Genomic DNA, 17,412 nt, shown 5'->3' on the forward strand with positions numbered 1-17,412 from the left:
GTATGCCCTTAACCTTTTCTTTAACCTTTTCTTCTATCTTTTAAATAACAACTTCCATCCATTGTCTTTAATTTCTTTTTCAATTCAGCAGCTACTGCACTTATTTCCAAATCATTTTTAAAATCTCTAAATTCATTTGTGACAATAGCAATAGAAATTGATACCAGTGGAAACATCATCTTTTCGCCAGTCCTACCAATTGTCTCTATGTAACCCCGTTTTCTATCTTCATCGTCATATAAATACTTTATTTCCTCATCAAAGCGAGAAATTATATACTTACACATCTCTTCAGCTTTATCAGGAGTAGTAATTATCACAAAATCATCTCCACCTATGTGTCCCAAAAAATCTCTTTCATTTCCAATCAGATTTACAGCATCTGATAAAATTTTGGCTGTAAGTTTTATTACATTATCTCCTCTTAGAAAACCATAGTAATCATTATAAGACTTAAAATTGTCCAAATCAATATACAAAATGGCATAAGGCTTGTTTTCTTTAATTCGCCTTTTTATTTCTTCTTTAATGTCAATATTTCCTCTAAGACCAGTAAGAGGGTTGGCCATTCTGTTGTGTTCTATCCGCTGAAACAAATTATTGACTTTAAACAGAAGTTCTTTGTCATTAAAAGGTTTCACTAAATAATCATCTGCACCCAATTCCAACCCTTTAATTTTTTCTTCAAAATTGTCCTGTGAAGTCAAAAGTATTATAGGAAGCATCAAATTTTCTTCTTCTTTCCTCAAAATTCTTAAAAGGTCAAAGCCAGTCATGCCTGGCATAACTATATCTAATATTACCATATCAGGTAGTTTATTCTTGTATATTTGTAAAGCCTCTTCTCCATCTTTAGCCTCTAGCACCCCATACCCAGCATTTTCTAAAATATCTTTCAAAATTTTCCTTGTAAGTTTGTTATCATCGACAATAAGAATGTTTCTCCCCTTCACAATGCTTCCTCCACAAAAAAACATTTAACAACCCCATAATATTATATAAAAATTTTGGCAAAAAAACTACTACTTTAGCAAATTAAATTTAAATTAAAAATGAAAAAATTTTACATAAAATTTTATGCAGTTTCTTCAAAGAAAAGAGAGTAATATTTTGAAATTTTTTCTTCCAATGTGTCCATACTTATAAAACGAGCCTCTCTTATTGCCTCTTTTCCATCCACATAAACTATTACAGTAGGAACAGTAAAAACAGAAAACTTACCAGAAGCCAGCGGAATCTCGTCAATAGGAATGTGAAAACTTTTTATTTTTGGATAGTTTACTAGCATTCCTTCAAGTTTAGGAAGCAATGAAGTACATATTCCGCAATCTTGTGTAGAAAAATAAAGAAATACCATATCATTTTCCTTTATAATTTGTTCTATATTTTCTATGTCGATAATTTTCTCCATAATTTCCCTCCTACCCAAAAGACTATAAACAATTAGATTTTAAAAATTAAAAAATATAAGCCCCTTCCAGGGCTTTTTCATAACCTTATTCACTAAAGTTTCATATTTTTATGGAGGCGACACCCGGATTCGAACCGGGGAATAAAGGTTTTGCAGACCTCTGCCTTACCACTTGGCTATGTCGCCATACTGGAGCGGACAACGAGACTCGAACTCGCGACCCTCACCTTGGCAAGGTGATGCTCTACCAACTGAGCTATGTCCGCACAAATGGTGCCTCGAAGTGGAATCGAACCACTGACACAGGGATTTTCAGTCCCTTGCTCTACCTACTGAGCTATCGAGGCATAACTGGCGACCCAAAAGGGACTTGAACCCTCGACCTCCAGCGTGACAGGCTGGCGCTCTAACCAACTGAGCTATTGGGCCGTGGTGGTCGCAATAGGACTCGAACCTATGACCCCCTGCTTGTAAGGCAGGTGCTCTCCCAGCTGAGCTATACGACCATTTTACTGCCGTGCAAGTAATAGTATACATAAAAAACTGCTATTAGTCAACACTATTTTGAGGATTTTTTCGCCTTTACGTCTAATTAAGAATAAAAAATATCAATTATTCTCTTAAATTTGCTTTATTCCTCTGCAATTCTCAGCAATTCTTTAAGCCTACTTTCCTCTATCAGATACTTTTTACCACAAAAATGGCATACAGCTTCAACTGATTGTCCTTCTGCAATAAGTTTTTTTATCTCCTCTTTTCCAAGAGCAATTATAGCAGTTTCAAATCTTTCTTGTGAACAATCACATTCATATTTTAAATCTACTCTTTCTAAAATATTAAGTCCCATCTCCCCTAATATATGGTTCAATATATCTTCTGGCAGATATCCTTTCCTTAACAATTCTGTCACTGAAGAAATATTCTTGAGTGCTTCCTCTACCTTTGCTACAACTTCTTCTTCAATATTAGGCAATAATTGTATAATAAAGCCTCCAGAAGCTAAAACATTTCCTTCTTTTCCAACTAACACTCCTACCCCAACAGCAGAAGGTACCTGTTCAGAGGTATAAAAATAATAGGCTATATCTTCTCCGATTTCCCCAGTTTGAAGCTCTACAGTTCCAACGTAGGGTTCTTTTAAACCTATATCCTTTATGACAGTCACATATCCATTTTTACCAACAGCTTTGCCTACATCTAATTTCCCTTTTTCAGACAGTGGTAAATCCACTGTAGGATTCCCTACATACCCTTTGACAATTCCCGGGTAATTTGACACTACAACGATATTCCCAATCGGTCCATCACCTTTTATAACTAAGGTAACCTTATCTTTTTCTCCCTTCATCATAACTCTCATCATCGCGACAGCTGTCAAAGCTCTTCCTAAAGCTGCACAAGTGGTAGGTGTGAGATTGTGAATTTCTTTAGCCTTCTGGGCAGTTTGTGTTGAAAAAGCTGCAATAGCTAATATTTTATTATTATAAGCTGTAGCTCGCACAATATAATCCCTCATCGTAAATACCTCCTATATCAAAAAACCCTAACATATTTAATGTTAGGGTTTGATTTCGCGTCAGTTTACCTTTCTTACCTTAGAAGCTTGTGGTCCTTTTGTAGCTTCAACTACCTCGAATTCAACTTTTTGTCCTTCCTCTAATGTCTTAAAGCCATCGCCTTCAATTGCTGAGTAATGGACAAATACGTCTGTGCCATCCTCCCTTTCAATAAAGCCATAGCCTTTCTCGGCATTAAACCATTTTACTTTACCTCTTACCATTTATATCTTCCTCCAAACTTGATAAATAATTTACTTCTCTATCATAGCACTTATATATCAAATTGTCAAATTTTTTTATTGAAATTTTATTATATCCCATATATTTCTAAGAGCATAACTTGCTTTTTCTCTTATAACTACATCAGCTTTATAATCATAGGGAGTCTCTGTCGCATTTATAATTATCAAATGTCTTACTGTATCTGGCAAAAAGTTCACTGGCGAAACTGCCAAGGAAGAACCTATGACTATTAATAAATCGCTGGACTTTACTTCTTTTACTGCCAAATCAAATGCATAAGGCATAGGGTCTCCAAAAAGCACCACATCTGGGCGCAATACGCCATTACAATCATCACAGCGAGGAGGAATTTGTTTTTTACTTACTTTTTCCTCTAAAACTTCAAAAGAAACTTTTTTACCACAACGTAAACAACTTCCTTCTCTCGTATTGCCGTGGACTTCAAATACATTTTTAGAACCAGCTTTTTGATGAAGATTGTCTATATTTTGTGTAATTACTCCAAAAATTATACCTTCTTTCTCCATTTCGCTTAATATGTAATGAGCTTCATTAGGCTCAGCATTTCTCATTGAAGACAAAATCTTGAAGCCAACTTTATAAAATTCCTCCGGGAAATTGTACAATACTCCCGTTGACAAAACCTCCATTGGATCTAAGTTCTCCCACAAACCCCTTCCGGGACTTCTAAAATCAGGTATACCACTTTCCGTTGATATACCTGCTCCTGTCAATACAATAGTTTTTCTTGACTGCTTAATGAGGCGAGCAGCTTTTTCAAACAAATTTTTATCCCCCATGGCAATTCACCTCAAATAGAGTATATCACAACTTTTCCTTTTTTCCTACCTCTTGTTGCAATTTCATCTTTTTCTTAACTATTGAACCTATCTTCCCTGTTTCTTGGGCAGACAACTTCGACCATCCAACTTTTTTTACCTTTTCAAGAAGTCCTAATTCTTCAGCCGCTTCAAGTTTCAAAATTTCATTGTCCATTTTAATCCTCCTCCCAATTTTCAATTATTCCTTCCCTATTTGTTTCAATAGTTATATTATCATTATAAAATTCCAATCATATTCACAGCTGGTTTACCAGTCAAATAAAAATTATTCACATAGCCAGATTTAATCAAAGAAATTTTATCTATTTTTTAACTTCTTGCTATATCATGAGCATTTGTCTCTGGATTTCTTAAATCAAAATAATTACCTTTTAATTTTACAAAATCCAGTGTAACCATTTCTTCTTTAATATCATTTCCTTTATAATTAGTAAAAATACCACCTTTAGCATCAATCCCTTGAACCTCTCCCTCTTATAGAAAAGGGAGATTCGTTAGGATACTTTTATCCTAACTGGGTTGTCCAAGAACCCTCTACCCCTATCTTTTTTAAGATTCGGAGATACTCTTCGTAATATGTTTACTGCTCCATTCACGTCGCCATTTACTACAATCCCACAATTCTGACATACATACAATCCTCTATATACAATCTTAATCTTGATAACAATACTCTTACACTATTCTATGTATTGTTAAAAATTTCCGCTTATATAATAAAAAAATCCGGATAACCCGGATTTTTAAACTGCTATTACTTCCTTAACTTCAGGAATTTCTTCTTTGATGGCCCTTTCAATGCCTTCTTTCAGCGTCAACGTAGCAAAAGGGCACCCTCCACAAGCACCTGTCAGCCTTACCTTTACAATTCCATCCTCTGTAACGTCAATAAGTTCCACATCTCCTCCGTCTGCTTGAAGAGATGGCCTTAGAAGCTCTAATACTTCTTCTACTCTTTCTCTCATAGCCTATCCTCCTTCCTGACACAATTATTATACCACAAAAAATCAATGGAAATCTATTTTTTGAGTTTTCGACTTATAATTTCTGCAACTTTTTCTAAAAATCTTTTATCTTCTTCATCAAAAGCAGCTAAATCATCGCTGTCAATATCTATTTCTCCTATTATGTCGCCATTAGCCCATATTGGCACTACAATTTCCGATTTCGTCTCAAGGCTGCAGGCAAGATAATTGTCTTCTTTAGTGACATCATCAACAATTATAGTATTTTTTTCTGCAACAGCTCTTCCACAAACTCCCTGTCCTACTTTAATTCTCACATGCTCTGTAGGTCTACCAATATAAGGTCCTATTACTAACTCTCCATCCTTCATGAAATAAAAACCTGTCCAATTGTAGTAAGGAACATTGTCTGCTAATATCTTAACAACTTCACCATAAAATTCATCCATATCATCAATTTCTCTTGCCTTTTGGTCAATCCTAACTAATAAGTCATCAAAAACTTTTCTTTTTTCCATCTTTTCAGCTCCTCTGTAAAAAATTTATCAATATAATTTTACCATTAAAATATTGTAAAATAAAGTAGTTCTTTTTTACCACTATATCTGGATCGATAATAGTTTTTATCTCATTACCTTTAGGAAATCTAACACCAAAAAATGACAAGTATACGTTGTATGGTCTATTTTTTAGATAATCGTAAAATTGCTAAAAAACTGCCTCAAGGGCAGTGTTTAATTGTAAAATTGTTTATTGGGGTCATTTAAAACCCTTCTAATCATCCAATAGGCCAAAATTAAAATGAAAGGTGTTACTAACTGAGTTAAAGTAAAAAATCCTATTCCCCATTTTTCATTTAAATATACAGGCCATATTAAAGGATTGTCTCTTACGGTTTCTTCAATTAAACCTCTCATCAATTGATAATAAAATATAAAAGACCAAAATTGATATCCATCAGGCATATGTTTTTTTTGTATATAAAAATACCTTATAAGAAGAATTATTCCCATTGCAACTCCTACCAGCTGTGCAGGCCATCTGCCAAAAGCAAATTCTGTAGGCCTTCCTAATACTTCTTGGTTAAATATATTGCCTATTCTGACTAATATATTACCAATTGAAAGTCCTAAAACAGCAAAATCCTCCAAAGGATTTATCCTCACACCTTTTTTACGACAATAATAAAGCCCTGCCAAAAAACCACCTAAAACTGCTCCATGCCAAGATAATCCGCCCTCATAAATTTTTAAAACCTGAACAGGATCTTTAATAAACCACTCAGGGTAATTTGCCAACACAAACATAAGTCGGGCACCTACAACTCCCGAAATTACTACAATCATCAAAAGATTAAGCAAAAAATCTTCATCGTAGTTCAATTTCATAGCTTGTCGGTACAAATAATATCCACCAATAGCAATGGAAATAGCCATAAAAATTCCATACCAATGAACGTCAATAGGTCCAATTTTAAAAGCATAAGGGCTAATTGTCGGAATGTACATTATACAACCTCCATACAATAGTTTTTAAACAGAAAACTCTGATAAGATTTTCATTATAATACCATTCTACAGCATTTCGATAATATGTCAAGAGGCGACTTTTATTTCCTTACAATGCTTTTATGTGGCCCTGAAATAAAAAGAATCTTCCAAACCATAAAAAGTTTTGGCACCAAATAGGCAATAAAACAAAAAACCCGGTACTAACTAAGTACCGGAAACTCGCTATTTTACTGGTGGGGTTAACAGGAATCGAACCTGTGACCTCTACGATGTGAGCGTAGCGCTCTGACCAGCTGAGCTATAACCCCACTTTCTATATTTTTATTATACACATCCTTCTAAAACATGTCAATCTCAAATTTTTTAATACAAAGAAGGAATTTAAACGTTTTAATAGAATTTATAATATAAAACCACTTAGTTGCATAATAACATATACTATATAGTAAAAATCGCCAAATAAGAATATCATTTTGTGTTATATCTTTGCCTTGGAAAGAATTAGGATTTATAGTAGAGGAAAAGAAACTATATTTTAGTTTAAAATAAAATCCCTCAAAAGAGGGATTTTATTTTGCTAATTCATATATAGCGTGAGCATAAATTTTTGCATTTAATATCAAATCTTCAATTTCTATATATTCATCCGCTTGATGTGCTAACTCTGGCTTGCCTGGGAAAACAGGCCCAAAAGCCACTGTGTTAGGCATCTCTTTCGCGTAAGTTCCTCCACCTATTGCTAAAAGCTCTGCCTTCTGTCCTGTCTGTTCTTCATAAACCTTGCTCAAAGTTTTTATCAAAGGATGGGCTGGTGGGAAATACAAAGGTGGCTGATGGAGCATGTCTTCTATTCTCATTCCATTAGTTTTGATTTTATTCTCAAAAATATTCATCCAATCCTCATATTTATATTTTACAGGATACCTGATATTTAAACCTAATACTCCTTTGCTTTCATCTAATTGAATTGTACCAACGTTAAAAGTCAATTCTCCTGTTTCATCTTTTAAGTATATTCCAAAAGTTTTTCCGTTTGTTTCTATTCCAATATTTGTAGCGAAGAAATGTATAAAATCTTTGACATCGCTATCTTCTAAATCGATTCTGTCAAGGAAGAGAAATAGCTGCATTATAGCATTTTTCCCTAAGTGTGGAAGGCTGCCATGAGCCGAAACCCCTACTGATTTGATTACAAGCATTTCGTCTTTTTCTTCAGCCTTCAAATTGTAACCCGTCTCTTTTACGAAAGCTTCTAGCTTATCTTGAATTTCTTTCTTCTTATTTGCCTCTTTTACCTTTAATCCAGCTTCACAAAAGCCTGGCACTACATTAGGCCTTTCTCCACCTTTGATGTATTTTATAACTATATTGCTGGGCTTTTTATTAAAGTCTTTTACTACATTAAACATTGTTATTCCCTTTTCTGCATATATGATGGGATATTGAGCATCAGGAGTAAAGCCCATTGTAGGCGCTTCATCGTGTTTTAAATAATAAGGAATTTCATGAGAACCAGTCTCTTCATTTGTACCAAATAAAATCCTCACTCTTCTGGAAAGTTCTAATCCTGCATCTTTTATAGCTTTTAAGCCATATAAAGCAGCGATTATCGGTCCCTTATCATCTACAGTACCTCTTCCATATATCTTTCCATCATGGATTTCAGCACCATAAGGTGGATAAGTCCACCCATCACCTTCTGGAACCACATCTAAATGTCCCAAAACTCCTATCATTTCTTCTCCTTCGCCGTATTCTGCATACCCTACATAGCCATCCACATTTTTAGTTTTTAAGCCTAAACTTTGTGCAATCTCTAAAGCTTTGTCCAATGCCTTAGCAATACCTTCTCCATAAGGCATTCCTGGTTTCGGTTCATCTTGTACGCTTTTTATCCTGACCAACTCTTGAACTGATTTTATAATGTCATCTCTCATATTGTCTATGTAGGAATTTAAATCCATAAAAATCCCCCCAATACTTTGGTAATCACACCTTCTATTATATGCTTTCATTTAAATGTTTTCAATATGTTTTCACCTTTTTGTAATTTCTTCTTCAATCACTCCTCCAGAATATACTTTGAATTCATCTATTCAAATAGTAAGAACCACCATAGCAACAATCTTCCATGTATTTGATTTGGTACCAATATCGTACTAGTTTTTTTGCTTTAACTCTCTTTTTTATCTTGCTGTATTTAATTATACAATGAGCCAACTTTTGTCTTATTAGGTTTTTGAAAATTTTTTGTTGACCTAATATTTCCTATATGCTAATATAGGAATATAGGAGGTGAATCCCATGGCAGAAAACATCTATGAACTCCGCGCAGAATTTTTTAAGGCCCTTTCTCATCCGACAAGGCTGAAAATTTTAGACGTAATTTTAAATGAAAAGGAGATTTGCGTATGCGAAATTGTAAATAAAATAGGTGTAGATCAATCAACAATATCAAAACATTTAAATATATTAAAAAAAGCTGGCATTTTAGAAAGCAAAAAAGAAGGTCTTTCAGTATTTTACAAAGTAAGATTCCCTTGTATGAAAGATTATTTTATCTGTATTGACAAAACCATAAAGTGTGATCTTGTAACTAAGGTTTCCTTTATTGACTCCAGTAAGTAGAAAGTTGAATAATTTTGTTAATATTAAAATTTATCAAAAAGGAGGCCACAAATGAAGGAAGAAATTAAAAAAATTCTAGTCATTGCAGGTGTTTTCTTTTTTGTTTACTATATGCCTTTAGAGAGTATGCACTTTAAAGGGGCTGTCATAGAATCCCTTTACATGCTTCAAGATTATGCAAGGCATCATGTATTAACCTGCTTAATACCTGCTCTTTTCATAGCAGGTGCAATTTCAAACTTTATTTCCCAGCAGGCGGTTATGAAATATTTCGGCGGTGGGGCAAAAAAATGGCTTTCCTACGCGGTCGCCTCAGTATCCGGAACAATTCTTGCTGTTTGCTCGTGCACGATTTTGCCACTTTTCACGGGAATTTATAAAAGAGGAGCTGGTCTTGGTCCCGCAATAGCGTTTTTGTATTCGGGACCTGCAATAAACGTCCTTGCAATAATAATGACAGCAAGAATTTTGGGATACAAATTGGGAATAGCAAGGGCAGTTGGGGCAGTGTTATTTTCAATTGTTATTGGCTTAATCATGGAAATAATATTTAAAAAAGAAGATGTGGCAAGGTTGTCAAAAATCTATCAAGTTTCAACAAAAAATGAAGGAAGAAGCCTATTGCAGGATTTTTTGTTTTTTGCAAGCCTTGTATTTATATTAATTTTTGCAGCATGGGGTAAACCCGCACAGCCTGTAGGATTTTTCAGTACTGTATATAACGTAAAATGGTACTTGACAGTATTTTTCCTTGTGATCCTTACAATAATCCTTGTTAAATGGTTCAAAAAAGAAGAAATTACCTCATGGATTGAAGCTACTTGGAGTCTTGCCAAACAGATACTTCCCCTTCTTTTTGCAGGTGTTGCGATAGCAGGATTTTTAATGGGAAGGCCTGGGTATGATGCGGGAATACTCCCCTCAAGGTATGTTGAAGCTCTTGTCGGTGGAAACTCATTACTTTCAAACTTCATTGCTTCAATAATAGGTGCTTTTATGTATTTTTCTACTCTTACAGAAGTTCCCATAATTCAGGGCCTTTTGGGTTACGGTATGGGGCAAGGTCCTGCCCTCGCACTTTTGCTCTCAGGACCTGCTTTGAGTCTCCCCAGCATGCTTGTAATTAATAGCGTCCTCGGACCAAAAAAGACTGTTACCTATGTAAGTTTAGTAATTATAATGTCGACTTTTATTGGATTTGTTTTTGGAAATTTTTTTAAAGCTATTTAAAAAAATTTATGATAAATTAAAATGTTTATATGAAAATAAAATAAATAAATGAAATTAAAGGAGGAAAATATAATGAATATTAAAATTCTTGGAATGGGATGCGCAAAGTGCAAAGCTTTGGAGGAAAATACAAAGGCTGCATTACAAGAACTAGGAATTGAAGGAGAAGTCGAAAAAGTTCAGGATTTAAATAAAATTATAGAATACGTAATGATTACACCTGCTCTTGTGATTAATGAAGAAGTCAAAGTTGCAGGCAGAGTTGCAACAAAAGATGAAATTAAAAAATACATTGAAGAATATACAAAATAAGAGGTGCGATTTTTGCACCTCTTACTCTACTTCATAAACTTCAGAAACAAACCCTTTTGCATAGTTAGCCAACTTGTAAGCTTCATCGTCAACAAATTGGCAAGCTCCGTCCTTCTGATGAAACCTTGTTGAAAATCTCAAATGAATAAGGTGATTTTTATTTTCTTATAGAATTAATTATTCAAGCTCTGAAGCGGAGCAGGAATCCTGCCACCTCTTTTTATAAATGTATCGGCGGAAAAATTGTTTACTTTCATAACAGGTGCGTGTCCCAAAAGTCCACCAAATTCGACATGGTCTCCTTCTTTTTTGCCGGGTACAGGGATGATCCTTACAGCTGTTGTCTTTTTGTTTATCATGCCTATTGCCATCTCATCTGCAATTATTGCTGATATAGTTTCGGCTGGCGTGTCCCCAGGTATTGCAATCATGTCAAGCCCAACAGAACACACGCATGTCATTGCTTCAAGCTTTTCTATTGATAGCGCACCTGCCTCAACAGCGCTTATCATTCCTGCGTCTTCACTTACAGGTATAAAAGCACCGCTTAAACCTCCAACATAGGATGATGCCATTACACCGCCTTTTTTGACGGCATCATTTAAGAGCGCCAGTGCTGCTGTTGTACCAGGTGCACCGCATTTTGAAAGTCCCATTGCTTCAAGTATGTTTGCGATACTATCACCAATTTCGGGAGTTGGTGCAAGCGACAGGTCAAGTATGCCAAAAGATGTGTTTAATCTTTCTGCTGCAAGCCTTCCTATAAGTTCACCTGCACGTGCAATCTTAAAGGAAGTTTTTTTAATAATTTCGGAAATTTGACCAAAATCAGCTTTGTTATCAAGCTTTGAAAGTGCTGCTAAAATTACGCCTGGTCCACTTACGCCAACATTAATGACGCATTCGCCTTCACCTACACCGTGAAAAGCACCCGCCATAAATGGATTGTCTCCCGGCGCATTACAGAAAACTACAAGTTTAGCTGCACCTATTCCGTCTTTGTCTTTTGTAAGTTCGGCGGTTTTTTTAATTATTTTCCCCATTAAAGCTACGGCATCCATATTTATACCTGCTTTTGTTGTAGCTACATTGATTGAAGAACAAACCCGTTCAGTAGAAGATAATGCTTCAGGTATTGAATTTATTAATCTTAAATCACCATCAGTAAAACCTTTGTGTACAAGTGCCGAGTACCCTCCGATGAAATTAACCCCGACTTCTTTTGCTGCAGCATCCAGTGCCTTTGCTATTTTTATAAAATCTTCCGTGCTTTTTGCGCTTTCGGAAATTAAAGCTATTGGTGTTACAGAAATGCGTTTGTTGACAATAGGTATGCCAAATTCTGATTCAAGGTCATTTGCTACTTTTACGAGATTCTTTGCCTTTTTTGTAATTTTATCGTATATTTTATTTGATAAAGTTTCTACATTATCGCTTACGCAATCTCTTAAATTTATACCCATTGTTATAGTTCTTATGTCAAGTTTTTCAGCTTGTACCATACGTATGGTTTCTTCTATTTCATCAAACGCAAATCTCATATCAATCCCTCACAGTCTATGCATTGCCCTGAATATGTCTTCTTTTTGAATATCAATCTTAAGTCCCATTTTCTCTCCAAGAGAATTTAAGTTTTCTTTTAAAATATTAAATTCCACTGTACTATTTGATATATCAACAATCATAATCATAGTAAATATATCCCTTAAAATTGTCTGGCTGATGTCGAGAATATTTATATTTGCTTCAGCTAACAATTTTGAAACAGAGTAAATAATACCGACCTTGTCTACTCCAATTATGGATATAATCGCTTTTTGCACATTCACCAAAACCACTCCTTGCCCTATTTCTGTATAGTATACTATAGTGCGAATATATTTGCAAATATACATTTTTTAATTGTTTTTTCGTAGTTTTATGTAATATAACTTTTGTGTTCCTATTGTTAACCCATATCTCCCAACTCATACATCACTATGGAACACACACTAATAGCTGCTGTCTCTGTTCTTAAAATCCTCGGTCCCAAACTCACAAGTTTAGCGCTATACCTTAAAGCCAAATCAACTTCCTCTTCTGAAAATCCTCCTTCAGGACCTACAAAAATAGCAACTTTTTTAATATTTTTTACTCCATCTAATACTTCTTTTAATTTTAAAGTTTTTTCTTTTTCGTATGGGATTATACATAAGTCAAATTCCTCAATTTGCTTTAATGCCTCCTCAAAAGAAATAGGCATACAAATTTCGGGCAATGACGTTCTGCCCGATTGTTTACAGGCTTCCCGAGATATCTTATTCCATCTTTCAATTTTTTTGTTTAAATTGCTGTTTTTTATATCTACAACCGAATAGCGAGTTATAATGGGAATAAATTTTTTAACTCCTATCTCTGTACATTTTTGAATTATTAATTCCATTTTATCTGACTTGGGCAAACCCTGAAATAATGCAATTTCAATTGAACTTTCAGTATTCGATTGTAATTTGCTTTCTAAAAATAAAATTACTCTGTTTTTTTCTACGCCATAAATAGATGTTTGATATTCAGTAGAACCGTCAGATATTACAATTTCATCTCCTTTTTTCAATCGAAGAACATTTATTATGTGATGAGTATCTTTTCCCTCTATATAGGCAAAATTTTCTTTTATTTTTTCTTTATCAACAAAAAATTTCCTCATAATAACTCACTTTTTCCTTGATAATATTGTACACCATTCTCCTTCTTCTTTTATTTGCAATATCTCAAAAAATGGCTGTATTTTTTCCATGACTTCTTTTTTTCTACTTTTTATTATACCACTAGCTAAAAATAAGCCCTCTTCTTTTAAGTATTTAGGAGCCTCTGCCGACAACCTAATTATCACATCAGCAATTATATTTGCCACTATAATATCCGCTTTTCCTCTAAATTCGCCTAATAAATCACTTTTAAATACTTTTACATTTTGCAAGTTATTTAATTCTACATTTTGTCGAGCTACTTCCACAGAAACTTCGTCTATATCTGCCGCATAAACTTCCTTTGCTCCTAATTTGCTACTAGTAATACTAAGTATCCCTGAGCCACAACCTACATCAAAAACTATGCTTTCTGGCATCACAATATCTTCTAAAAACTCCAAACACATCTTTGTAGTCTCATGGGTGCCTGTGCCAAAAGCCATTCCGGGGTCTAACTCGATAATTATCTCTTCTCCTTGAGATACATATTCTTCCCAAGAAGGCTTAATCACTATTTTCTTCCCTATTTTTAGAGGCTTGTAGTACTGTTTCCAATTGTTTTCCCAGTCCGCTTCATCTACTTCTGAGACTTTTACGTCAAAATTGCCTATATCAATTCCAAAAGATTTAAGTTCTACAATTCTATCTTTTAAAATATTTATTTTATCTGTAGTATCTGAAGCAATAGGAAAATAGGCAAAAACCTTAATATTTCCCTCTTCTTCAAAAAGAGAAGAATCCAAATAATCCCAATTATCACTTTGCGCCAACAGTTTTACATCATTAGGGTTTTTTATAACTACACCGCCAGCTCCTAATTCGTGCATGATATTTGTCACAGCCTCTTCTGCTTCTTGTGTAGTTGTAACTTGTACTTCAATCCATTTCATTCTTTTCACACCTTTAATTTAAATTTATTATCCGCCAAAAGCATCCTTCATCCTTTGAAAAAAGGATTTTGATTCTGTCGCAGTATTTCCTTCTAATTTTTTTAATTCTCTTAGCAATTCTTTTTGCTTTTCTGTCAACTTTTTAGGCACATCAATATAAACTTCTACAATTTGGTCTCCGCGTCCTCTTCCATTTATGTGAGGAATCCCTTTTCCCCTTAACCTAAACTTAGTCCCTGTCTGAGTTCCTTCTGGTATTGTAAAACTAACTGTTCCATCCAGCGTAGGAATTTTTATTTCTCCGCCTAAAGCTGCATCAGCAAAACTTATAGGCATTTTCAAATGCACATTGTATCCTTCTCTTGTGAACAACTCGTGGGGCTTTACGTGAATTACAATATACAGATCTCCCCTTGGACCTCCTCTTAAGCCTGGCTCTCCTTCCCCTCTTAAGGTAAGCATTTGTCCTTCGTCTATTCCTGCTGGTATAGTAACTCTAATTTTTCTCCTCCTTCTAATTCTACCTGTTCCACCGCATTTGTTGCAAGGGTCAGTAATAATTTTTCCTTCACCATGGCACCTATGACAAGTTCTTATATTTACAATTCTTCCAAAAGGAGTATTCTGTGCAGTTCTCACTTCACCAGTTCCATGGCATACAGGACAAGTCTCCGGTTTGCTACCTGGCTTTGCCCCTGTTCCTTTACACACATCGCATTCTTCAAATCGCTCAACCTCTATCTCTTTTTCTGTTCCAAAAGCAGCCTCTTCAAAAGTTAAAGTAAGGTCATATCTTATGTCATTACCCTTTTGAGGGCCTGTTTCTGCTCTTCTCCTGCCAGTACCAAAGAAATCATTAAAAATATCGCCAAATATATCGCCAAATCCTCCAAAGCCTCCAAAATCAAAACCGCCCTCTCCAAAACCTCCTTGACCAAATCCACCTTGGCCAAAACCGCCTTGCTCAAAGGCTGCGTCTCCAAATTGGTCATATTGGGCTCTTTTTTGAGGGTCGGAGAGAATTTCGTAAGCTTCGTTTATTTCTTTAAATTTTTGCTCTGCTTCTTTATCTCCTGGGTTCAAGTCAGGGTGATATTTTTTAGCAAGCCTTCTATAAGCTTTTTTTATTTCCTCTTCTGTGGCATTTCTATCTACTCCTAATACTTCATATAAATCTTTTTTAGCCACTTTCTCACCTGCCTTTCATTACGCAAATTAGAACCAGGTAAAACCTGGTTCTACATTATTTATTATCATCATCCTCCACTTTATAGTTGGCTTCATAGACATTGTCCTGTGTTGTACCTTGTCCAGCACTATCTGTATTTGTAGCTCCTCCCGTTTGTCCTCCAGCTTGTTGGTATATTCTTGTAGAAACTTTGTAGAAAGCTTGTGAAAGTTTTTCAGAGGCACTTTTAATCGCTTCTATATCACTTCCTTCAAGAGCTTTTCTCACATTTTCTATTTCTTTGTTAATTTCATCTTTTTCTGCTTGCGTCATCTTATCCCCAAGGTCTTTCATTGTTTTTTCGGCTTGATAAATAAGAGAATCTGCCTTATTCCTTATTTCGATTTCTTCTTTCTTCTTTCTGTCTTGTTCTTCATATTGTTTAGCCTCATTGATCATCCTTTGTATCTCTTCTTCTGACAAATTAGTTGTCGAAGTAATTGTTATATCCTGTGATTTGCCAGTACCTAAGTCTTTTGCAGAAACATGTACAATTCCATTGGCATCTATATCAAAAGTCACTTCAATTTGAGGCACTCCTCTTGGAGCTGGTGGAATTCCTGACAAAATAAACCTTCCAAGAGTTTTGTTGTCTTTTGCCATAGGTCTTTCGCCTTGTAACACGTGTATTTCAACAGAAGTCTGATTATCCGCTGCAGTGGTAAATATCTGGCTTTTTCTTGTAGGTATCGTGGTGTTTCTCTCTATAATCTTAGTAAATACTCCACCTAAGGTCTCTATTCCCAAAGACAAAGGTGTTACGTCAAGTAAAAGGATATCTTTCACTTCTCCAGATAATACTGCCGCCTGTATAGCTGCACCTATGGCCACTGCTTCATCTGGATTAATTCCTTTGTGAGGTTCTTTACCCATTATTTTCTTTACTGTCTCCTGTACTAATGGCACTCTTGTAGAACCACCAATGAGAAGAACTTTATCAATGTCAGAAGGCTTTAAGCCTGCATCGTTTAATGCTTGGTTAACAGGACCTACTGTTGATTCTACAAGGTCGGAAATCAATTCTTCAAATTTTGCTCTTGTAAGATTTACATCTATATGTTTTGGCCCCGTAGCATCAGCAGTAATAAATGGCAAGTTGATATTAGTTACTGTTGCAGAAGAAAGCTCTATTTTTGCTCTTTCTGCAGCATCTTTAAGTCTTTGCAACGCCATTCTATCATTTCTTAAATCAATTCCATGTTCTTTTTTGAAATTGTCAGCAAGCCAATCTATTATCCTTTGGTCAAAGTCATCTCCACCCAAGTGGTTATTACCACTTGTAGCCAAAACCTCAAATACTCCTTCTCCTATTTCCAAAATAGAAACGTCAAAAGTACCACCACCTAAGTCATAAACCATTATCTTTTGATTTCCCTCTTTGTCAAGTCCATATGCCAAAGCAGCAGCTGTCGGCTCATTTATTATTCTCAAAACCTCAAGGCCTGCAATTCTACCTGCGTCTTTTGTAGCCTGTCTTTGGCTGTCATTGAAATAAGCAGGAACAGTAATTACCGCCTGTGTAACTTTCTCACCTAGGTATGCTTCTGCATCGGCTTTGAGTTTTTGTAAAATCATTGCAGAAATCTCTTGAGGTGTATACTCTTTATCGTCAATTTTTACTTTGTAGTCACTTCCCATGTGCCTTTTTATAGACATTATGGTTCTATCAGGATTTACAATTGCCTGCCTTTTTGCAACTTGCCCTACTAACCTTTCGCCTTCTTTGGTAAAAGCAACAACTGAAGGCGTAGTACGAGCCCCTTCTGCGTTAGGTATTACTACAGGTTGGCCTCCTTCCATAACAGCAACACAAGAAAAAGTAGTTCCTAAGTCAATTCCTATAACTTTCCCCATCTTTTTCAAC

20 protein-coding genes, 6 tRNA genes and 1 pseudogene are annotated in these 17,412 nt (G+C 35.2%); 3 read left to right on the plus strand and 24 right to left on the minus strand.

Features of this window, described 5'->3' with window-relative positions; genetic code table 11:
* Window positions 1–20: 20 nt before the first annotated feature.
* The 18 genes and pseudogenes from TETH514_RS10350 to pepV form a co-directional block, all read right to left on the minus strand.
* Window positions 21–977 (minus strand): response regulator, encoded by a 957-nt coding sequence (locus TETH514_RS10350; protein WP_012268765.1) that lies wholly within the window; start codon window positions 975–977, stop codon window positions 21–23.
* Window positions 978–1,075: 98 nt separating this feature from the next.
* On the minus strand, window positions 1,076–1,411 hold the full coding sequence (locus tag TETH514_RS10355; RefSeq protein ID WP_003867230.1) for a thioredoxin family protein: 336 nt from the start codon (window positions 1,409–1,411) through the stop codon (window positions 1,076–1,078).
* Between the two features lie 111 nt (window positions 1,412–1,522).
* Window positions 1,523–1,597, minus strand: a tRNA-Cys gene (locus TETH514_RS10360).
* Window positions 1,598–1,601: 4 nt separating this feature from the next.
* Window positions 1,602–1,677: transfer RNA gene (locus TETH514_RS10365), tRNA-Gly, on the minus strand.
* Between the two features lie 5 nt (window positions 1,678–1,682).
* A tRNA-Phe gene (locus tag TETH514_RS10370) sits at window positions 1,683–1,758 on the minus strand.
* A gap of 5 nt (window positions 1,759–1,763) precedes the next feature.
* Window positions 1,764–1,840: transfer RNA gene (locus TETH514_RS10375), tRNA-Asp, on the minus strand.
* A gap of 1 nt (window position 1,841) precedes the next feature.
* Window positions 1,842–1,917, minus strand: a tRNA-Val gene (locus TETH514_RS10380).
* 125 nt (window positions 1,918–2,042) lie between these two features.
* Window positions 2,043–2,927 carry an Hsp33 family molecular chaperone HslO gene (hslO, locus tag TETH514_RS10385; protein ID WP_009052585.1) on the minus strand — a complete coding sequence of 295 codons (885 nt, stop codon included), beginning with the start codon at window positions 2,925–2,927 and terminating at the stop codon, window positions 2,043–2,045.
* 60 nt (window positions 2,928–2,987) lie between these two features.
* Entirely contained in the window at window positions 2,988–3,191 is a 204-nt protein-coding gene (locus tag TETH514_RS10390) for a cold-shock protein (protein WP_009052586.1), read from the minus strand.
* 75 nt (window positions 3,192–3,266) lie between these two features.
* Entirely contained in the window at window positions 3,267–4,013 is a 747-nt protein-coding gene (locus TETH514_RS10395; protein ID WP_009052587.1) for an NAD-dependent protein deacylase, read from the minus strand.
* 25 nt (window positions 4,014–4,038) lie between these two features.
* Complete coding sequence (locus tag TETH514_RS10400) at window positions 4,039–4,209, minus strand: small, acid-soluble spore protein, alpha/beta type (RefSeq protein ID WP_003867226.1); 171 nt, start codon at window positions 4,207–4,209, stop codon at window positions 4,039–4,041.
* 340 nt (window positions 4,210–4,549) lie between these two features.
* Window positions 4,550–4,693, minus strand: a complete 144-nt coding sequence (locus tag TETH514_RS12605) for a zinc ribbon domain-containing protein (protein ID WP_157748019.1) — start codon at window positions 4,691–4,693, stop codon at window positions 4,550–4,552.
* Window positions 4,694–4,798: 105 nt separating this feature from the next.
* Window positions 4,799–5,020: a NifU family protein gene (locus TETH514_RS10405; protein WP_003867225.1), complete on the minus strand. Its 222-nt coding sequence runs from the start codon at window positions 5,018–5,020 to the stop codon at window positions 4,799–4,801.
* Between the two features lie 53 nt (window positions 5,021–5,073).
* Entirely contained in the window at window positions 5,074–5,538 is a 465-nt protein-coding gene (locus TETH514_RS10410; RefSeq protein WP_009052588.1) for a GAF domain-containing protein, read from the minus strand.
* A gap of 76 nt (window positions 5,539–5,614) precedes the next feature.
* Window positions 5,615–5,728, minus strand: a pseudogene (locus TETH514_RS13200) (Uma2 family endonuclease); the annotation flags it as partial.
* A gap of 26 nt (window positions 5,729–5,754) precedes the next feature.
* Entirely contained in the window at window positions 5,755–6,528 is a 774-nt protein-coding gene (locus TETH514_RS10415; RefSeq protein WP_003867223.1) for a prolipoprotein diacylglyceryl transferase, read from the minus strand.
* 234 nt (window positions 6,529–6,762) lie between these two features.
* A tRNA-Val gene (locus tag TETH514_RS10420) sits at window positions 6,763–6,839 on the minus strand.
* 261 nt (window positions 6,840–7,100) lie between these two features.
* Window positions 7,101–8,495 carry a dipeptidase PepV gene (gene pepV, locus TETH514_RS10425; RefSeq protein ID WP_003867222.1) on the minus strand — a complete coding sequence of 465 codons (1,395 nt, stop codon included), beginning with the start codon at window positions 8,493–8,495 and terminating at the stop codon, window positions 7,101–7,103.
* A gap of 340 nt (window positions 8,496–8,835) precedes the next feature.
* Here pepV and TETH514_RS10430 point away from each other — a divergent pair, with 340 nt between their 5' ends.
* The 3 genes from TETH514_RS10430 (at window position 8,836) to TETH514_RS10440 (ending at window position 10,701) form a co-directional block, all read left to right on the plus strand.
* On the plus strand, window positions 8,836–9,159 hold the full coding sequence (locus TETH514_RS10430) for a helix-turn-helix transcriptional regulator (RefSeq protein WP_009052238.1): 324 nt from the start codon (window positions 8,836–8,838) through the stop codon (window positions 9,157–9,159).
* Window positions 9,160–9,210: 51 nt separating this feature from the next.
* Window positions 9,211–10,389, plus strand: coding sequence for a permease (locus tag TETH514_RS10435; protein WP_009052589.1), 1,179 nt, complete (start codon window positions 9,211–9,213; stop codon window positions 10,387–10,389).
* Between the two features lie 72 nt (window positions 10,390–10,461).
* Complete coding sequence (locus TETH514_RS10440; RefSeq protein ID WP_009052590.1) at window positions 10,462–10,701, plus strand: thioredoxin family protein; 240 nt, start codon at window positions 10,462–10,464, stop codon at window positions 10,699–10,701.
* Between the two features lie 173 nt (window positions 10,702–10,874).
* Here the strand turns inward: TETH514_RS10440 and TETH514_RS10445 are convergent, their stop codons facing one another.
* From TETH514_RS10445 to dnaK, 6 genes are all read right to left on the minus strand, one after another.
* Window positions 10,875–12,242, minus strand: coding sequence for a PFL family protein (locus tag TETH514_RS10445; RefSeq protein ID WP_009052591.1), 1,368 nt, complete (start codon window positions 12,240–12,242; stop codon window positions 10,875–10,877).
* Between the two features lie 9 nt (window positions 12,243–12,251).
* Complete coding sequence (locus tag TETH514_RS10450; protein WP_012994981.1) at window positions 12,252–12,530, minus strand: ACT domain-containing protein; 279 nt, start codon at window positions 12,528–12,530, stop codon at window positions 12,252–12,254.
* 119 nt (window positions 12,531–12,649) lie between these two features.
* A complete protein-coding gene (locus TETH514_RS10455; protein ID WP_009052593.1) occupies window positions 12,650–13,387 on the minus strand; it encodes a 16S rRNA (uracil(1498)-N(3))-methyltransferase in 738 nt (245 codons plus the stop codon).
* 6 nt (window positions 13,388–13,393) lie between these two features.
* Window positions 13,394–14,320, minus strand: coding sequence for a 50S ribosomal protein L11 methyltransferase (prmA, locus tag TETH514_RS10460; protein WP_009052594.1), 927 nt, complete (start codon window positions 14,318–14,320; stop codon window positions 13,394–13,396).
* 27 nt (window positions 14,321–14,347) lie between these two features.
* Window positions 14,348–15,508 carry a molecular chaperone DnaJ gene (gene dnaJ / locus TETH514_RS10465; RefSeq protein WP_009052595.1) on the minus strand — a complete coding sequence of 387 codons (1,161 nt, stop codon included), beginning with the start codon at window positions 15,506–15,508 and terminating at the stop codon, window positions 14,348–14,350.
* Between the two features lie 55 nt (window positions 15,509–15,563).
* Window positions 15,564–17,402 (minus strand): molecular chaperone DnaK, encoded by a 1,839-nt coding sequence (gene dnaK, locus TETH514_RS10470; protein ID WP_009052596.1) that lies wholly within the window; start codon window positions 17,400–17,402, stop codon window positions 15,564–15,566.
* Window positions 17,403–17,412 lie beyond the last annotated feature (10 nt).

Source organism: Thermoanaerobacter sp. X514 (genome assembly GCF_000019065.1).
Classification (GTDB): domain Bacteria; phylum Bacillota; class Thermoanaerobacteria; order Thermoanaerobacterales; family Thermoanaerobacteraceae; genus Thermoanaerobacter; species Thermoanaerobacter pseudethanolicus.

Bases quoted from the DNA above. Each gene is read 5' to 3' on its own strand.
- TETH514_RS10350 (WP_012268765.1), bottom strand. From the start codon at position 977: ATGTTTTTTTGTGGAGGAAGCATTGTGAAGGGGAGAAACATTCTTATT.
- TETH514_RS10355 (WP_003867230.1), bottom strand. From the start codon at position 1,411: ATGGAGAAAATTATCGACATAGAAAATATAGAACAAATTATAAAGGAA.
- hslO (WP_009052585.1), bottom strand. From the start codon at position 2,927: ATGAGGGATTATATTGTGCGAGCTACAGCTTATAATAATAAAATATTA.
- TETH514_RS10390 (WP_009052586.1), bottom strand. From the start codon at position 3,191: ATGGTAAGAGGTAAAGTAAAATGGTTTAATGCCGAGAAAGGCTATGGC.
- TETH514_RS10395 (WP_009052587.1), bottom strand. From the start codon at position 4,013: ATGGGGGATAAAAATTTGTTTGAAAAAGCTGCTCGCCTCATTAAGCAG.
- TETH514_RS10400 (WP_003867226.1), bottom strand. From the start codon at position 4,209: ATGGACAATGAAATTTTGAAACTTGAAGCGGCTGAAGAATTAGGACTT.
- TETH514_RS10405 (WP_003867225.1), bottom strand. From the start codon at position 5,020: ATGAGAGAAAGAGTAGAAGAAGTATTAGAGCTTCTAAGGCCATCTCTT.
- TETH514_RS10410 (WP_009052588.1), bottom strand. From the start codon at position 5,538: ATGGAAAAAAGAAAAGTTTTTGATGACTTATTAGTTAGGATTGACCAA.
- TETH514_RS10415 (WP_003867223.1), bottom strand. From the start codon at position 6,528: ATGTACATTCCGACAATTAGCCCTTATGCTTTTAAAATTGGACCTATT.
- pepV (WP_003867222.1), bottom strand. From the start codon at position 8,495: ATGGATTTAAATTCCTACATAGACAATATGAGAGATGACATTATAAAA.
- TETH514_RS10430 (WP_009052238.1), top strand. From the start codon at position 8,836: ATGGCAGAAAACATCTATGAACTCCGCGCAGAATTTTTTAAGGCCCTT.
- TETH514_RS10435 (WP_009052589.1), top strand. From the start codon at position 9,211: ATGAAGGAAGAAATTAAAAAAATTCTAGTCATTGCAGGTGTTTTCTTT.
- TETH514_RS10440 (WP_009052590.1), top strand. From the start codon at position 10,462: ATGAATATTAAAATTCTTGGAATGGGATGCGCAAAGTGCAAAGCTTTG.
- TETH514_RS10445 (WP_009052591.1), bottom strand. From the start codon at position 12,242: ATGAGATTTGCGTTTGATGAAATAGAAGAAACCATACGTATGGTACAA.
- TETH514_RS10455 (WP_009052593.1), bottom strand. From the start codon at position 13,387: ATGAGGAAATTTTTTGTTGATAAAGAAAAAATAAAAGAAAATTTTGCC.
- prmA (WP_009052594.1), bottom strand. From the start codon at position 14,320: ATGAAATGGATTGAAGTACAAGTTACAACTACACAAGAAGCAGAAGAG.
- dnaK (WP_009052596.1), bottom strand. From the start codon at position 17,402: ATGGGGAAAGTTATAGGAATTGACTTAGGAACTACTTTTTCTTGTGTT.